Raw genomic sequence first — 14,757 nt, 5'->3', positions numbered from 1 at the left:
TTTGATTTGTAGTGAGAACAACATGTCTTTCAGAATTCCAAAATTCCAGTCTTTCGTCTCCAGTTTGGGCCTAGCACTGGGTTTGTTTGCCGGTCTGGCTCATGCCGAGGCCGTTGCCCCCGACACCTTCGTCAAAAACTTCAGCAATGAGGTTCTGACCGAGATCAAAGCCAACAAGAAAGACCTGATCGCCAACCCATCCAAGCTGGAAGCCCTGGTCGACAAGAAAGTCATGCCCAATGTGGATTTTTTCCGCATGACTGGCCTTGTGGTGGGCTTGCCATGGCGCTCCGCAACGCCTGATCAGCGCAATGAAGTGGCCAAGCAGTTCCGCGAGTTGTTGGTGAAAACCTATTCAGGCGCGCTTTCTCAGGTAGGCGATCAAACTGTGGTCGTCGACAAGCCGCGCATGCGTCCGGATGACACCGAAGTCATCGTCACCAGCAAGGTGATGCAGACCAACGGCGCGCCACCCATCGACCTGGCATATCGCGTCGAGAAGAAAGCCGACAAATGGCAGATCTACGACTTCAGTGTGCTGGGTCTCTGGTTGGTTGATTCTTACAAACAGCAGTTCAAGCCCGTGCTGGACAACGGCGGTATTGACGGCCTGATTGCTGCCCTGAAAGCCAAAAACAGCCAGTAAGATGCAGATCAAAGCCACTGAAATTACAGTCAGAACCGGCGTTCAGGTCATCGCCGAGATCACGCAGGCCGTCAAGGCCGGTGACTCGGTGCTCGACTTTTCTTCGGTCAAGCACATCGACTCCACCGCACTTGCGGCCATTCTTGCTGCCAAAAGAGTGCTTAAATCCGACAAAAAGCTCGAACTCCTTCATGCACCCGCACAACTGGACAGTTTGATAGAGGCCTACGGGGTACAATCCCTCTTCTCGTAGATTGAATGGCGCCCGATGTAGTTCAGGGCGTTGAATGTCATGACTCTTGCACTCGAATTGACCTCTGTGTCCAAATATTTTGGACAATTCCGGTCGCTGAACTCCGTCTCGCTGTCTGTGGAAGAGGGCGAGTTTTTTGCGCTGCTTGGCCCCAATGGTGCCGGTAAAACCACACTAATCAACATCATTGCCGGTTTAAGCCGTGCCAGTGAGGGCACAGCCCGCGTGATGGGTTATGACGTGGTGTCTGATTTCCGCCAGGCGCGCCGCAACATCGGTATCGTTCCACAAGAGCTCGTGTTTGATCCGTTTTTCAGTGTGCGCGAAACCCTGAAATTCCAGTCGGGCTATTTCGGCATTAAAAACAACGACGACTGGATTGATGAGTTATTGCATTCGCTCTCGTTGTCTGACAAGGCCGACAACAACATGCGCACCTTGTCCGGTGGCATGAAGCGGCGCGTCATGGTGGCCCAGGCCTTGGTGCACAAACCCCCGGTGATCGTGCTGGATGAACCCACAGCGGGGGTGGATGTTGAATTGCGTCAAACCCTCTGGAAGTTTATTGCGGGCTTGAACAAAAAAGGCCACACCATCTTGCTGACCACCCACTATCTGGAAGAGGCTGAAACCCTGTGCAATCGCATTGCGATGCTTAAGCGTGGCCATGTGGTCACAGTGGACACCACGCCGAACTTGTTAAAGAAGCATGCCAGTCAGACTTTAAGTCTGCAAGTCAATGGGGTGCTGCCAGAGTCGCTGACAAGATTGGTCACCAAGTCAGACGTGGTGCAGGGGCGATACACGCTCAAGCTGGTTTCTCCATCTGACATCGAGTCCATCTTGAGGCGCTGCCGCGAGGACGGCCTGGACATCCAGGACTGTTCCATCGAAAAGCCCGACCTTGAAGAGGTTTTTGTAGAGATCATGGCGGGGGACACACAATGACCGGCTGGCAAACCCTGTTCAAAAAAGAAATTCTCCGCTTCTGGAAAGTGGGCATGCAAACCGTGCTGGCCCCGGTGGTCACTGCATTGTTGTACTTGATGATCTTTTCGCATGTGTTGGACGGCAAGGTGGAGCCTTATCCGGGCGTCAGTTATGCCTCGTTTCTGGTGCCTGGCCTGGTCATGATGTCTGTGCTTCAAAACGCGTTTGCCAACTCCTCGTCCAGCCTGATTCAGTCCAAGATCACCGGCAATCTGGTGTTTGTGTTGTTGCCCCCCTTGTCGCACATCGAGTTCTTTACTGCCTATGTGCTGGCGGCCATGGCCCGCGGCATTGTGGTCGGCTTGGGGGTGTTGGTTGTCACTGTGGCCTTCGTGGGCTTGCATTTGCAAAACCCATTGTGGGTGCTGGCCTTTGCATTGGCGGGGTCTGCCATCTTGGGCACCATGGGCGTGATCGCAGGCATCTGGGCTGAAAAATTTGATCAATTGGCGGCGTTTCAGAATTTCCTGATTGTGCCCGCTACTTTTCTGTCTGGCGTGTTTTATTCCATTCATTCACTGCCATCTGTGTGGCAGGCGGTTTCTCATTTCAACCCATTTTTCTACCTCATTGATGGCTTTCGCTATGGCTTTTTTGGTGTCAGCGACATCAGCCCGTGGTTCAGTCTGGCCATGGCGGGCATCGCCCTGCTTGTGCTGGTCGCAATTGCGATGCGCATGGTGGTCAGCGGCTACAAATTGAGGGGATAATAGAGCCTTGAATCGAAAGGACAATTAATGGACAACCTGTTGCCTGACACCGTCAGGGCTTACATACAAAGCGGTCTTGAGTGCGCGCACCTTCAGGTGACGGGCGACGGCCGCCATTTTGAAGCAATCATTGTGTCTGCCGCATTCAACGGGCTGCGTTCCGTGCAGCGGCATCAAAAAGTCTATGCAGTATTGGGTGACAGAATGCGGGAAGAAATTCACGCGCTGTCCATGAAAACCTACACGCCCGATGAGTGGGCAGCCCAACAAGCCTAAGGACCAGCATGGATTCTTTTTTGATCAAGGGCGGTCGCCCATTGAAGGGTACAGTGTCGATTTCCGGGGCCAAGAATGCCGCATTGCCGATTCTGTGCGCCAGTCTGCTGACGGCTGACCCTCTGAAAATTTCAAATGTGCCGCGGCTACGTGACATCAACACCTGCCTGCGTTTGCTGGGCTCTTTGGGTGTGCAGTGTTTCTGGCATGGCGATAACGAACTTGCCCTGCGCGCTGAAGAAGTCAACGAGCCCGTGGCGTCTTATGACCTGGTAAAAACCATGCGCGCCAGCATTTTGGTGCTGGGGCCTTTGTTGGCCCGCTTTGGCGAGGCCATTGTGTCTTTACCCGGTGGCTGTGCCATTGGTCAGCGCCCTGTAGATCAGCACATCAAGGGCCTGCAGGCCATGGGTGCCGACATTCGCATTGAGAAGGGCTACATTCACGCCAAAGCCACGCGCTTGAAAGGCGCGCGTCTGGTCACCGACATGGTCACAGTGACCGGCACAGAAAACCTCATGATGGCCGCTTGTCTTGCTGATGGCCAAACCATCATTGAAAATGCCGCACGCGAACCGGAGGTGGTTGATCTGGCCAACATGCTGGTCAAAATGGGCGCAAAAATTCAGGGTATCGGCACCGACACCTTGGTGATTGATGGCGTAGAACGCCTGCACGGCTGTGAACACACCGTCATGCCCGACCGAATTGAGGCGGGCACCTTTTTGTGCGCCGTGGCGGCGTGTGGTGGCGACATCACACTGAACAACGCTGACGCCGACAGCATGGAGGCCACCATTGAAAAGCTTCGCACGGCCGGCTTGACCGTCCAGTCAGAAGGCAGCACCATCCGCGCCAGCATGAATGCTCGGCCCAAGGCGGTTGGTTTTCGCACTGCACCGTTTCCCGGTTTTGCCACCGACATGCAGGCCCAGCTCATGGCGGTGAATTGCATTGCAGAAGGCACGGCGGTCATCAGCGAAACCATTTTTGAGAACCGCTTCATGCATGTTCAAGAGCTGGTTCGCCTGGGTGCCAACATTGAAATTGATGGTCACACTGCTGTGGTGAAAGGCGTTGCTGCGCTGGAAGGGGCGCCCGTGATGGCCACGGATCTGCGTGCCTCAGCGGGCTTGGTGATTGCGGGTTTGGTCAGCGCGGGTGAAACCCGGATTGACCGGATTTATCACCTCGACCGGGGCTATGACAAAATGGAAGAAAAACTGCGCCTGCTGGGCGCCGACGTAAAGCGAGTGTCTGAATGATTACCTTAGCCTTGTCCAAAGGCCGAATTTTCGAAGAAACAATGCCATTGCTCGAGAAGGCAGGCATTGTGCCGTCAGAGGACCCGGAAAAGTCACGCAAACTGATCATTGGGACCAACCAGCCTGATGTGCGCATCATTATTGTGCGTGCCACCGATGTGCCCACCTACGTGCAGCACGGCGCAGCCGACCTTGGTGTGGCTGGCAAGGACGTGCTCATCGAACATTCAGGCGCAGGCCTGTATCAACCGCTGGATTTGAACATAGCCCGCTGCCGTCTGTGTGTAGCCGCCGCTGAAAGCTTCGATTACGCCAGTGCCATCAAGCAGGGCGCGCGCTTGCGGATTGCCACCAAATACGTCAACAGTGCACGCGAGCACTTTGCCAAACGCGGTGTGCACGTGGACCTGATCAAACTGTACGGGTCCATGGAACTGGCACCTTTGGTCGGCCTTGCTGATGCCATTGTTGACTTGGTCAGCACCGGTTCAACACTGCGCGCCAACAAGCTGGTTGAAGTTGAAGAAATTTGCGACATTTCTTCCCGTCTGGTGGTCAATCAGGCCGCCTTGAAAATGAAATACGAGCAGCTCTCGCCGATTTTGGCGGTGTTCGCAGAAGCCGTGGGGGCTGGCACTCAGGCCCCCGTTTAACATGATTTCAATTAAGTAGCAGGTTCATCATGTCATCCCAGATTCGCAGACTTTCAAGCGCCCAAAGTGATTTCAAAGCCCAGTTCAGGGCTTTGCTGGCCTATGAAGAACAACGTGATCCCCACGTTGAAAGCGCAGTGGCTGACATCATCCATGCTGTTCGCACCAAGGGTGACGAGGCTTTGCTGGAATACACCAAGCGCTTTGACCGGGTGGATGTGTCTGACGCGGCTGCACTTGAAATTCCCAAGGACGAGCTGAAAAGGGCTTTTGACTCACTGGACGATTCACTGCGCGCTTCGCTGGAGACAGCGGCTCAGCGCGTCAGGGCGTTTCACGAACGTCAAGTGGCCGAAAGCTGGGAATACACAGAGGCCGACGGCACACGCCTGGGGCAGCGCGTCACACCGCTCGACCGGGCGGGCTTGTATGTGCCCGGCGGCAAGGCCGCTTATCCTTCTTCTGTCTTGATGAATGCCGTGCCCGCCAAAGTGGCGGGCGTTCAGGAAGTGATCATGGTGGTGCCCACCCCCAGTGGCGTGCGCAACCCGATCGTACTGGCGGCAGCCTGGCTGGCCGGTGTTGACCGGGTTTTCACCGTGGGTGGTGCGCAAGCCGTGGCGGCGCTGGCTTACGGCACAGACACCATTCCGCGAGTGGACAAAATTGTCGGCCCCGGCAACGCCTATGTGGCAGAAGCCAAACGGCGCGTGTTTGGCGCTGTGGGCATTGACATGATTGCCGGTCCTTCTGAAATTCTGATTATTTGCGATGGAAAGACCGACGCCGACTGGATCGCGATGGACCTGTTTTCACAGGCCGAGCACGATGAGATGGCGCAATCCATTTTGCTGTGTCCAGACGCAGCCTTTCTGGATCAGGTTCAGGCCAGCATCAAGCGCCTGATGGACACCATGCCGCGTGCCACCGTGATTGCCACTTCCCTGAAAAACAGGGGTGCGCTGATTCAGGTTAAAGACCTGGACGAGGCCTGTGCCTTGAGCAACGAGATTGCACCCGAGCATCTGGAACTGTCTGTACAAGACCCGGACGCCTGGGTGGGCAAACTGCGCCACGCAGGGGCCATTTTCATGGGGCCCTACAGTTCAGAATCGCTGGGCGACTACTGCGCTGGCCCTAACCATGTGTTGCCCACAGCGGGCACCGCGCGCTTTTCGTCCCCTTTGGGCGTGTACGACTTCCAAAAACGGTCCAGCCTTATTTTTGCCAGCCGCGACGGCGCCCGTGTGTTGGGTGAAGTGGCGGCCGAGCTTGCCTACGGTGAAGGCTTGCCCGCGCACGCGCGTTCGGCTGAATACCGTGTGGGCCCCAAGTTCAGGAAAAACCAGGAATGAGTGCCCTGCAAAACACCGTGCGTGCGGACGTGCAGGCCACGCAAGCCTATGTGGTCGCCAATGCGACGGGCATGGTCAAGCTGGACGCCATGGAAAATCCGCACGAGCTGCCACTGGCCCTGCGCGAAGAACTGGCCGAGCGACTGAAGCACGCCGCCCTGAACCGTTACCCTGAGCCCCAAATGCCAGCGCTTGAATCTGCGCTTAGGCAAGCCTTTGACATTCCCGAAGACGCAGCGGTGTTGTTCGGAAATGGCTCTGACGAGCTGATCGACATCGTGATTCGCACCTGTTGCATGCCCGGTGACGTGGTGCTCTCGCCCGTGCCCACCTTTGTGATGTATGCGGTGTCAAGCCAATGGGCGCATGCGCGTTTTGTGGGGGTGGACTTCAACGCCGATTTGTCGCTCAACCTGCCTGCCCTGTTGCAAGCAATTGATGCGCACAAGCCCAAGGTGGTTTTTCTGGCGTATCCCAACAACCCCACGGGTGTGGCCATGCGCAAGGCCGACATTGAAGCCGTGATTCAGGCTGCACCAGGCCTGGTGGTGGTGGACGAGGCCTACGAAGCCTTTGCCGATGAGTCGTTCATGCCGGATGTGCTGAAGCACCCCAATGTGCTGGTGCTTCGAACCTTGTCCAAGCTGGGTCTTGCCGGCATTCGACTGGGCTACGCCGTTGCCAGCAAAGACTGGATTTCGCAGATCGACAAGGTGCGCCCACCGTACAATGTGAATATTTTGACGCGCATTGCCGCCGAATTTGCACTGCGTCACCACGGCGTGCTGGATGATCAGGCTGCGCGTCTGCGTGAGAACCGGGCGAAATTGTCTGCGGCCTTGAAACGGCTTGCCGCACCACGCAAGGGCATGGAAGTGTTTGATTCTCACGCCAATTTTTTGCTCTTCCGCGTACCCCAGGCCCAGCAGGTCTTTGAGTTACTGAAAAATGAAGGTATCTTGATCAAGTACGTGGGCAAGATGCACCCCTTGTTGCAGGATTGCCTGCGGGTGACCGTCAGCACCGACGCCGAAAACCAGTCTTTTTTAACCGCCCTTGAAGTGGCTCTGAACCAATTATCATGAGATCAGCAGAAGTCAGTCGTGACACCCTGGAAACCCAAATCACCGTGCGCATCAATCTGGACGGCACGGGCCAAAAAAACCTGAACACCGGGGTTCCCTTTCTCGATCACATGCTCGATCAAATCGCCCGCCACGGTCTGTTTGATCTGGACATTCAGGCCAAGGGTGATCTGCACATCGACGCACACCACACCGTTGAAGATGTGGGCATTACGCTCGGCATGGCGTTTTCGAAGGCTTTGGGTGACAAAAAGGGCATTGTTCGTTACGGGCACGCGTATGTACCCCTGGATGAAGCGCTGTCACGGGTGGTCATTGATCTGTCTGGTCGACCCGGTCTGGAAATGGACGTGGAGTTCACTCGCGCCATGATCGGTCAGTACGACGTTGATTTGACCTACGAGTTCTTCCAGGGTTTTGTGAACCACGCCCTGGTCACTTTGCACATCGACAATCTGAAGGGGCGCAATGCCCACCACCAATGTGAAACCATATTCAAGGCCTTTGGCCGTGCGCTTCGCATGGCGGTGGCGTTGGATGAGCGTCAATTGGGGGCGATACCGAGCACCAAAGGTGCGCTGTGACACTGGTTGCCATTGTTGATTACGGCATGGGTAATCTGCGCTCCGTGGCGCAGGCTTTAAGCCATGTGAAGCAGGAAAACCAAGACATCGTCATTACATCCGAGCCTGAGGTCATCGACCGCGCTGAACGCGTGGTGCTGCCCGGGCAAGGGGCCATGCCAGACTGCATGAAGGCCATACGGGAATCTGGATTGTTGGAGTCCGTGTATCGGGCTGCCCGCGACAAACCCATGTTTGGTGTTTGTGTGGGGGAACAAATGCTGTTTGAAACCAGCGAAGAGGGGCCAGCGGATTGTCTGAGCCTGTTCCCGGGCAAAGTGGTGCGTTTCAATGCGGCGGACACGACCGAGCAAGGTTTGAAGGTGCCGCACATGGGCTGGAACCAGGTCGAACAGGTGCGCCAACACCCCTTGTGGGAAGGTATTGCCGACAAGGCCTGGTTTTATTTTGTACACAGCTACCACGTGCGCCCGGCGGTGGCTGACCACATTGCGGGTCAGTCTGTCCATGGTGAACGCTTTACCTGTGCCGTGGCTCGGGATAACATCTTTGCTACACAGTTCCACCCCGAAAAGAGCGCGCAGGATGGCTTACGCCTGTACCGCAATTTTCTGCGCTGGCACCCCTGAATCCATTTTGACTTTTTTAACCTGAATCGTAAAACAAAGACAGTCTCATGTTACTCATACCAGCAATCGACCTGAAAGACGGTCAGTGTGTGCGCCTGAAGCAAGGCAATATGGATGACGCAACCATTTTCTCGGCCGATCCTGTGGAAATGGCCATGAAATGGGTTGAGAGTGGGGCACGTCGCCTGCACTTGGTCGATCTGAATGGCGCAGTGGCGGGCAAGCCTGTCAATGAAGGCGTGATTCTGGATATTCTGGACGCCGTGGGCGGCGCAATTCCCGTGCAGTTGGGTGGCGGCATTCGTGACCTGGACACCATCGGGCGTTACCTCGACGATGGGTTGAGCTATGTCATCATCGGCACTGCAGCGGTTAAAAGCCCCGGTTTTCTGCACGATGCATGCGGTGCCTTTCCAGGGCAAATCATTGTCGGGCTGGACGCCAAGGACGGCAAAGTGGCCACCGACGGCTGGAGCAAAATTTCTGGTCACGACGTGGTTGATCTGGCCATCAAATACGAAAACTATGGCGTAGAAGCCATTATTTACACCGACATCGGCCGCGACGGCATGCTCAACGGCGTCAACATTGAAGCCACGGTCCGCTTGGCCAATGCGCTCACCATTCCGGTGATCGCCTCGGGTGGCGTTGCCAACCTCGACGACATTCGAAAACTCTGCGAGGTGGAAGACGAGGGTGTGATGGGTGCCATCTGCGGTCGTTCCATCTACGAAGGCACCCTTGACTTCGCCAAGGCCCAAACCTTGGCCGATGAGCTGAACGGAACCACCTACTGATGCTCGCCAGTCGAATCATTCCCTGTCTGGATGTGACTGCGGGCAGGGTGGTCAAGGGGGTCAATTTTCTGGAGCTTCGGGATGCCGGAGACCCCGTTGAGATTGCAAAGCGTTACGACGATCAGGGTGCCGACGAACTGACTTTTCTGGACATCACGGCCTCCAGCGACGACCGCGACATCATTTTGCACGTCATTGAAGCCGTGGCCAGTCAGGTGTTCATTCCACTGACGGTCGGGGGTGGTGTGCGCAAGGTCGAGGACATCCGCAGGTTGCTCAATGCCGGGGCTGACAAAATTTCCATCAACACCTCGGCGGTAACCAACCCGGGCCTCATCAAGGCCTCGGCGGACAAATACGGCTCGCAATGCATCGTGGTGGCCATTGATGCCAAAGCCAAATCGGATGGTTCGCCCGGCTGGGAGGTGTTTACCCATGGCGGACGCAACCCCACCGGGCTGGATGTGATTGAATGGGCCCAACAGATGCAGGCCGATGGCGCCGGCGAGCTCTTGCTGACCAGCATGAATCGCGATGGCACCAAAATCGGATTTGATCTTGAACTGACACGGGCTGTGGCCGATGCCGTTGACATTCCGGTGATTGCCAGTGGTGGCGTCGGCAATCTGGATCACCTGGTGGATGGCGTGACCAAAGGCCACGCGAGCGCCGTGCTGGCCGCCAGCATTTTCCATTACGGTGAATACACCGTGGCGCAAGCCAAAGACCACATGGCGGCCGCCGGCGTGTGCGTGCGCAGGTGAACCCATGAGCAAAGACGTCGTCATCACTGACAATTGGCTGGACAGCGTTTCCTTTGATGACAAAGGGCTGGTCAATGTGGTTGCGCAAGACCATGTGACCAAACGCGTCTTGATGGTGGCCTGGATGAACCGGGAAGCCCTTGAGCTGACAGTGCAATCGGGTTATGCCACCTACTTCTCGCGATCGCGCAACAAGCTGTGGTTCAAGGGTGAAGAGTCTGGCAATCGCCAGAAGGTCAAGGAAATCCGCTTGGACTGTGATGGCGATGTGATCATTCTCATGATTGAGCAGGAAGGCGGCATAGCCTGCCACACAGGGCGAGAAAGTTGTTTTTATTACGTGCTGGATGACACCCGCCACTGGCAGGCCGCCGACCCGGTGTTGAAAGACCCGGCTGAACTTTATAAAAACCGATAGGAAACTTCACGCATGGCCGAGATGTCCAAAGACACGTTGGCAGAACTGACCGAAGTGCTTGCCCAAAGGCGTGCAGCAGACCCTGACAAGTCCTACGTGGCCAAGCTGTACAGCAAGGGGCAGGACGCCATCCTGAAAAAGGTGGGTGAAGAGGCCACCGAGGTGGTGATGGCCTCTAAAGACCAGATGCCCGACCAAGTGGTCTATGAGGTGGCTGACCTGTGGTTTCATTCCATGGTGCTTTTGGCCTGGCACGGCAAGTCGTCACAAGACGTGCTTGCAGAGCTGCAGCGCAGGTTTGGCTTGTCGGGTCTCGAAGAAAAAGCCAGTCGAAAATCTTGAAAGCAGGGTGACTAATGAGTGATTGCATTTTCTGCAAGATCGTTGCTGGGGAAATCCCTAGCAGAAAAGTGTATGAGGACGAGGATATCCTCGCGTTTCACGACATTCGTCCGTCGGCGCCGGTGCATTTTCTGATAATTCCGAAAAAGCACATCGCCACCCTGGCTGATGCCAGGCCCGAGGACAGTGCCGTACTGGGAAAAATGATGGTGATGGCAGGCGAATTGGCTCGCCAGCAAGGCTGCAGCGACGGTTTCCGAACCATCATCAACACAGGTCGCGTCGGTTGTCAGGAGGTGTATCATCTACACATGCATGTGTTGGGTGGTGACAAGCCCTTGGGGCCTATCGTGGTCAAGTCTTGAATTCATGAGGAGCAGTAACAATGGGATCGTTTAGTATTTGGCACTGGCTGATTGTGCTGGTCATCGTCATGATGGTGTTTGGCACCAAGAAGCTGCGCAACATCGGCTCAGACTTGGGCGGTGCGGTGAAGGGTTTCAAGGAAGGCATGAAAGAAGGTTCTTCCGATGAATCGCCACGCGTTGAAAACAGTGACGCCAAAAAGACCGCCGACGTCATCGACGTTGAGTCCAAAGAAAAGTCTTCAAGCTAATTCACACTCAGGCAGGCGGCACCCATCATGTTTGACATTGGCTTTTCTGAATTGCTGATGATTGGCGTCGTCGCACTGGTGGTCATAGGCCCAGAGCGCCTGCCCAAAGTGGCCCGTACTGTGGGGCATTTGTTGGGCAAAGCACAGCGGTATGTCAACGACGTCAAGGCAGAGATCAATCGGGAAATGGAGCTTGACGAGCTTCGCAAGCTGAAGGCAGAAATGCAGGACGCCGCCCGTAAAATGGAGTCTGATGTTCAGACCAAGCTGCGTGACGTTGAAAACACAGTGCATCAAGAAGCCAAGGCCATCGAAAAAGAAATAGACCAACCACCCCAGGCGGGGCCAAAGGCCGATGCGCCCGAATCGGTCAAGTCGACCGAAATCAAATAAATCAGGGCGAGCCCAATGAGTATCGAAGAAAACTTTGTCAGCCATTTGATGGAGTTGCGTGACCGGCTGATCCGTTCCATGGCGGCTTTCATCGTGGTTTTTCTGGTGCTGATGGTGTACCCCGGTGCCGGTCATATTTTCGATTTTCTGTCTGAGCCCATTCAGCTGGCTTTGCCGCATGGCACCAAGATGATTGCCACCGGCGTGACCACGCCATTCATGGTGCCCGTCAAACTGACAGCCATGGTGGCTTTTGTGTTGTCTCTGCCGGTTACGCTTTATCAGATGTGGGCGTTTATCGCGCCAGGCCTGTATCAGCATGAAAAGCGCCTGGCCTTGCCCATTGTGTTTTCCAGCACCATCCTGTTTTTGCTGGGCATTGCGTTTTGCCAATACATCGTGTTTGGTCGGGTGTTTGCCTTCATCAATGAGTTTGCACCCAGCAGCATTACCCCGGCGCCTGACATTGAAGCTTACATGAGCTTCGTGTTGTCCATGTTCATGGCTTTCGGTTTGACCTTTGAGGTGCCGATTGTTGTGGTGGTGCTGGTTTACACCGGAATGATCACCGTCGAGAAGCTGGTGGAAATCAGGGGTTATGTCATTGTGACTGCTTTTATTCTGGCCGCCATTTTTACGCCGCCTGACGTGATGAGCCAGCTGTTTCTGGCTGTGCCCATCTGCCTGCTTTACGAGCTTGGCGTGTTGGTAGCCAAGCTGGTGGGGCGACGCAAGCAGGATTTGCTGGAAAAAGCCTGACCTGTGCTGACCAGCGGGTTTGCCCCGTGAATCAGTGCTTCAAGAAGTCTTTGGGTTTTGGTCGCACACCAATTTCAATCTGCAAGGTTTTCTGTTTGCCCTCGCGCAGCAGCTTAACGGTTTTGCGTTCCCTGGGCTGCATGCCTGCAATCATGTTCAACATCTCTGTGGTGTCGGTGACTTCTTTGCCGTCGATTGACAACAGGATGTCGCCTACCTTCAGACCTGCCTTGTCGGCGGGCGCGTCTTTCACGATGCCAGCAATAATGACGCCTTGCTTGCGTGGCAGGTTGAATGCGCTGACGAGTTCATCCGTGATGTTTTGCTGTTCAACGCCGATATAGCCGCGAGTGACCGTGCCGTTGCGAACGATCTGATCCAGCACGTTTTTGACAATGGGTGCAGGAATGGCAAATCCAATGCCCAAAGAGCCACCCGATCTGCTGTAGATGGCGGTGTTGATGCCGATCAGGTTGCCGTTGGTGTCAACCAGTGCGCCACCCGAATTGCCCGGGTTGATGGCGGCATCCGTTTGAATGAAGTTTTCGAATGTGTTGATGCCCACGTGGTTACGACCCAAGGCGCTGATGATGCCCATGGTGACTGTTTGCCCGACGCCAAACGGGTTGCCCATGGCCAGCACCACGTCGCCCACCTGCGCCGAACCGTCCTTGGCAAACTGAAGGCTGGGCAGGCGGTCCATTTTGATCCGGATGACTGCAAGATCGGTTTCGGGGTCGCTGCCAACCAGCGTGGCCTTGGTCGACCTGCCATCGTTCAGGCTGACTTCAATGTCATCGGCCGCGTCCACCACGTGCTGGTTCGTGACGATTAAACCATCGGGGCTGACGATCACGCCCGAGCCCAGGCTGGATGCATCGTCGGCCCCATCGTTATTGGGGTTGTCCTGACCGCCATTGCCAAAAAACTTCTTGATTTCAGGGTCGTCGAAAAAGGGGTGCTTCGGCGACATGGTGATGGATTTGGTGGTGTACACATTCACCACAGCCGGCATGGCTTTCTGGACTGCCTTGCGATAGCCCACCTCGGCCTGTCGGCCCCGTGCAACCTCAGCGACCGGCTTTTGCAGCAGGCTGGGAACCCAGTTGGGGCGCAGCACCTCGGTCATGAAATAAAACGCAGCCAATATGGCCAATGTCTGAGAAAATACAAGCCAGAGTTTTTTGATCATTGTGTTTTTAAAAAAGAGGTGAGTGCCCTTGAAGACTGTGCATCGCGACGTGCTGGAGCAGGATCTTCGTGAACTGCTTGACCCAACCGAGACATCCGATTATTGCCCAAACGGTCTTCAGGTGGAAGGTGTTTGCAACATTCACAAGATTGTAACGGGTGTCACTGCTTCGCTGGATTTGATTGAGCTTGCGATTGAGCGTGGCGCACAGGCCATCGTGGTGCATCACGGGCTGATGTGGAAGGGCGATCCACAGGTGATCCGTGGTTTTCGTCGTGAGCGGCTGTCCAAGGCGCTTGCCGCTGGCCTGAACGTGTTTGCGTACCATCTGCCTTTGGATCGGCACCCCGAGCTTGGCAACAATGTGCAGTTGGGCCGCCTGTTTGGCTGGCCAGCGGGCACTGCAGTGGATCGCAAGGGACTTGTTAATGTGGCGCAATTGCCCCAGCCACAGCGATTGGGTGAGCTGGTTGCACAGGTTGAACAGGTGCTGGGTGCGCCTTGCCTGGTGGAAGGCAACCGGGCGCTGGATCGATTGATTGGCAAGGTGGCCTGGTGCACCGGGGGTGCGCCCGGTTATGTGGAGGAGGCCGCTGGCCACGGCGCGGATCTTTATCTGACCGGTGAGTTGTCGGAACCGGCTGTGCACATTGCCCGTGAGTTGGGTGTCAGTTTGCTGGGTGCAGGTCACCATGCCACTGAGCGCTGCGGTGTGCAGGCGTTGGGGGGTTGGTTGCAGGCCCGCTATGGCGTGGAGGTGGAGTTTCACGATTTGTTCGTGACCGTCTGAAAATGCCAGATCGGCGTGCCGTATTCAAATCTTGCTTTTTGCGCATCGGCTGACTTCAAGTGCCACTTGAACTGGGTTAAACTCAAAAGTTATATGGGGTATGGCGGTACGCTGCCAGAATTCCAGCCAAAAATAATCAGTAAAAGAAGCACATGTGAATAGGAACAAAGGGGGAGCAATGTGGTGTTCGCAGGACATCCATGTTGATCAGTTGCAGTCAGTGAATGAATAACAAGGTTT

At 55.5% G+C, this 14,757-nt stretch carries 21 protein-coding genes; 20 read left to right on the top strand and 1 reads right to left on the bottom strand.

What is annotated here, in order from left to right; translation table 11 throughout:
- Positions 1–22: 22 nt before the first annotated feature.
- The 19 genes from QQJ87_RS12550 to tatC are packed head-to-tail and all read left to right on the top strand — an operon-like array spanning position 23 to position 12,535.
- The gene (locus QQJ87_RS12550; protein ID WP_284282127.1) at positions 23–646 is read left to right on the top strand and encodes an MlaC/ttg2D family ABC transporter substrate-binding protein; all 624 of its coding nucleotides are present in this window, start codon (positions 23–25) and stop codon (positions 644–646) included.
- Position 647: 1 nt separating this feature from the next.
- The gene (locus tag QQJ87_RS12545; RefSeq protein ID WP_284282126.1) at positions 648–899 is read left to right on the top strand and encodes an STAS domain-containing protein; all 252 of its coding nucleotides are present in this window, start codon (positions 648–650) and stop codon (positions 897–899) included.
- A 39-nt stretch (positions 900–938) separates the two neighbouring features.
- Positions 939–1,847 (top strand): ABC transporter ATP-binding protein, encoded by a 909-nt coding sequence (locus QQJ87_RS12540; RefSeq protein ID WP_284282125.1) that lies wholly within the window; start codon positions 939–941, stop codon positions 1,845–1,847.
- Positions 1,844–2,599, top strand: coding sequence for an ABC transporter permease (locus tag QQJ87_RS12535; protein ID WP_284282124.1), 756 nt, complete (start codon positions 1,844–1,846; stop codon positions 2,597–2,599). The genes QQJ87_RS12540 and QQJ87_RS12535 overlap by 4 nt, the downstream gene beginning before the upstream one ends.
- 27 nt (positions 2,600–2,626) lie before the next feature.
- Complete coding sequence (locus QQJ87_RS12530) at positions 2,627–2,875, top strand: BolA family protein (RefSeq protein WP_284282123.1); 249 nt, start codon at positions 2,627–2,629, stop codon at positions 2,873–2,875.
- Between the two features lie 8 nt (positions 2,876–2,883).
- Positions 2,884–4,140, top strand: a complete 1,257-nt coding sequence (gene murA, locus QQJ87_RS12525) for a UDP-N-acetylglucosamine 1-carboxyvinyltransferase (protein WP_284282122.1) — start codon at positions 2,884–2,886, stop codon at positions 4,138–4,140.
- A complete protein-coding gene (gene hisG, locus QQJ87_RS12520; protein WP_284282121.1) occupies positions 4,137–4,793 on the top strand; it encodes an ATP phosphoribosyltransferase in 657 nt (218 codons plus the stop codon). Before murA ends, hisG begins: the two co-directional genes overlap by 4 nt.
- Positions 4,794–4,822: 29 nt before the next feature.
- Complete coding sequence (gene hisD, locus QQJ87_RS12515; protein WP_284282120.1) at positions 4,823–6,148, top strand: histidinol dehydrogenase; 1,326 nt, start codon at positions 4,823–4,825, stop codon at positions 6,146–6,148.
- Entirely contained in the window at positions 6,145–7,233 is a 1,089-nt protein-coding gene (gene hisC / locus QQJ87_RS12510) for a histidinol-phosphate transaminase (protein ID WP_284282118.1), read from the top strand. Before hisD ends, hisC begins: the two co-directional genes overlap by 4 nt.
- Positions 7,230–7,817, top strand: coding sequence for an imidazoleglycerol-phosphate dehydratase HisB (hisB, locus tag QQJ87_RS12505; protein WP_284282117.1), 588 nt, complete (start codon positions 7,230–7,232; stop codon positions 7,815–7,817). The genes hisC and hisB overlap by 4 nt, the downstream gene beginning before the upstream one ends.
- The gene (gene hisH, locus QQJ87_RS12500; protein WP_284282116.1) at positions 7,814–8,446 is read left to right on the top strand and encodes an imidazole glycerol phosphate synthase subunit HisH; all 633 of its coding nucleotides are present in this window, start codon (positions 7,814–7,816) and stop codon (positions 8,444–8,446) included. The genes hisB and hisH overlap by 4 nt, the downstream gene beginning before the upstream one ends.
- 47 nt (positions 8,447–8,493) lie before the next feature.
- Complete coding sequence (gene hisA, locus QQJ87_RS12495; RefSeq protein WP_284282115.1) at positions 8,494–9,243, top strand: 1-(5-phosphoribosyl)-5-[(5-phosphoribosylamino)methylideneamino]imidazole-4-carboxamide isomerase; 750 nt, start codon at positions 8,494–8,496, stop codon at positions 9,241–9,243.
- Positions 9,243–10,007: an imidazole glycerol phosphate synthase subunit HisF gene (gene hisF, locus QQJ87_RS12490; RefSeq protein WP_284282114.1), complete on the top strand. Its 765-nt coding sequence runs from the start codon at positions 9,243–9,245 to the stop codon at positions 10,005–10,007. The genes hisA and hisF overlap by 1 nt, the downstream gene beginning before the upstream one ends.
- Before the next feature lie 4 nt (positions 10,008–10,011).
- Entirely contained in the window at positions 10,012–10,425 is a 414-nt protein-coding gene (gene hisI, locus QQJ87_RS12485) for a phosphoribosyl-AMP cyclohydrolase (protein WP_284282113.1), read from the top strand.
- 12 nt (positions 10,426–10,437) lie between these two features.
- Positions 10,438–10,767, top strand: coding sequence for a phosphoribosyl-ATP diphosphatase (locus tag QQJ87_RS12480; protein WP_284282112.1), 330 nt, complete (start codon positions 10,438–10,440; stop codon positions 10,765–10,767).
- 14 nt (positions 10,768–10,781) lie between these two features.
- Positions 10,782–11,132, top strand: a complete 351-nt coding sequence (locus QQJ87_RS12475; protein ID WP_284282111.1) for a histidine triad nucleotide-binding protein — start codon at positions 10,782–10,784, stop codon at positions 11,130–11,132.
- Between the two features lie 20 nt (positions 11,133–11,152).
- Entirely contained in the window at positions 11,153–11,383 is a 231-nt protein-coding gene (gene tatA / locus QQJ87_RS12470) for a Sec-independent protein translocase subunit TatA (protein WP_284282110.1), read from the top strand.
- Between the two features lie 27 nt (positions 11,384–11,410).
- Entirely contained in the window at positions 11,411–11,776 is a 366-nt protein-coding gene (tatB, locus tag QQJ87_RS12465) for a Sec-independent protein translocase protein TatB (protein WP_284282109.1), read from the top strand.
- A gap of 15 nt (positions 11,777–11,791) precedes the next feature.
- On the top strand, positions 11,792–12,535 hold the full coding sequence (tatC, locus tag QQJ87_RS12460) for a twin-arginine translocase subunit TatC (protein ID WP_284282108.1): 744 nt from the start codon (positions 11,792–11,794) through the stop codon (positions 12,533–12,535).
- Positions 12,536–12,566: 31 nt separating this feature from the next.
- Here the strand turns inward: tatC and QQJ87_RS12455 are convergent, their stop codons facing one another.
- Positions 12,567–13,727 (bottom strand): trypsin-like peptidase domain-containing protein, encoded by a 1,161-nt coding sequence (locus QQJ87_RS12455; protein ID WP_284282107.1) that lies wholly within the window; start codon positions 13,725–13,727, stop codon positions 12,567–12,569.
- A 28-nt stretch (positions 13,728–13,755) separates the two neighbouring features.
- Here QQJ87_RS12455 and QQJ87_RS12450 point away from each other — a divergent pair, with 28 nt between their 5' ends.
- The gene (locus tag QQJ87_RS12450) at positions 13,756–14,517 is read left to right on the top strand and encodes a Nif3-like dinuclear metal center hexameric protein (RefSeq protein WP_414674841.1); all 762 of its coding nucleotides are present in this window, start codon (positions 13,756–13,758) and stop codon (positions 14,515–14,517) included.
- The last annotated feature ends 240 nt before the right edge of the window (positions 14,518–14,757 follow it).

The sequence above is a fragment of the Limnobacter litoralis genome (assembly GCF_030160455.1).
In the GTDB taxonomy this organism is placed as follows: domain Bacteria; phylum Pseudomonadota; class Gammaproteobacteria; order Burkholderiales; family Burkholderiaceae_B; genus Limnobacter; species Limnobacter litoralis.
Note: the sequence above shows the minus strand (reverse complement) of the source record. Positions and strands in the feature narration are given on the sequence as shown.

Excerpts from the sequence above, each read along its gene's own strand:
- QQJ87_RS12550 (WP_284282127.1), top strand. The coding sequence starts at position 23 with ATGTCTTTCAGAATTCCAAAATTCCAGTCTTTCGTCTCCAGTTTGGGC.
- QQJ87_RS12545 (WP_284282126.1), top strand. The coding sequence starts at position 648 with ATGCAGATCAAAGCCACTGAAATTACAGTCAGAACCGGCGTTCAGGTC.
- QQJ87_RS12540 (WP_284282125.1), top strand. The coding sequence starts at position 939 with ATGACTCTTGCACTCGAATTGACCTCTGTGTCCAAATATTTTGGACAA.
- QQJ87_RS12535 (WP_284282124.1), top strand. The coding sequence starts at position 1,844 with ATGACCGGCTGGCAAACCCTGTTCAAAAAAGAAATTCTCCGCTTCTGG.
- QQJ87_RS12530 (WP_284282123.1), top strand. The coding sequence starts at position 2,627 with ATGGACAACCTGTTGCCTGACACCGTCAGGGCTTACATACAAAGCGGT.
- murA (WP_284282122.1), top strand. The coding sequence starts at position 2,884 with ATGGATTCTTTTTTGATCAAGGGCGGTCGCCCATTGAAGGGTACAGTG.
- hisG (WP_284282121.1), top strand. The coding sequence starts at position 4,137 with ATGATTACCTTAGCCTTGTCCAAAGGCCGAATTTTCGAAGAAACAATG.
- hisD (WP_284282120.1), top strand. The coding sequence starts at position 4,823 with ATGTCATCCCAGATTCGCAGACTTTCAAGCGCCCAAAGTGATTTCAAA.
- hisC (WP_284282118.1), top strand. The coding sequence starts at position 6,145 with ATGAGTGCCCTGCAAAACACCGTGCGTGCGGACGTGCAGGCCACGCAA.
- hisB (WP_284282117.1), top strand. The coding sequence starts at position 7,230 with ATGAGATCAGCAGAAGTCAGTCGTGACACCCTGGAAACCCAAATCACC.
- hisA (WP_284282115.1), top strand. The coding sequence starts at position 8,494 with ATGTTACTCATACCAGCAATCGACCTGAAAGACGGTCAGTGTGTGCGC.
- hisF (WP_284282114.1), top strand. The coding sequence starts at position 9,243 with ATGCTCGCCAGTCGAATCATTCCCTGTCTGGATGTGACTGCGGGCAGG.
- hisI (WP_284282113.1), top strand. The coding sequence starts at position 10,012 with ATGAGCAAAGACGTCGTCATCACTGACAATTGGCTGGACAGCGTTTCC.
- QQJ87_RS12480 (WP_284282112.1), top strand. The coding sequence starts at position 10,438 with ATGGCCGAGATGTCCAAAGACACGTTGGCAGAACTGACCGAAGTGCTT.
- QQJ87_RS12475 (WP_284282111.1), top strand. The coding sequence starts at position 10,782 with ATGAGTGATTGCATTTTCTGCAAGATCGTTGCTGGGGAAATCCCTAGC.
- tatA (WP_284282110.1), top strand. The coding sequence starts at position 11,153 with ATGGGATCGTTTAGTATTTGGCACTGGCTGATTGTGCTGGTCATCGTC.
- tatB (WP_284282109.1), top strand. The coding sequence starts at position 11,411 with ATGTTTGACATTGGCTTTTCTGAATTGCTGATGATTGGCGTCGTCGCA.
- tatC (WP_284282108.1), top strand. The coding sequence starts at position 11,792 with ATGAGTATCGAAGAAAACTTTGTCAGCCATTTGATGGAGTTGCGTGAC.
- QQJ87_RS12455 (WP_284282107.1), bottom strand. The coding sequence starts at position 13,727 with ATGATCAAAAAACTCTGGCTTGTATTTTCTCAGACATTGGCCATATTG.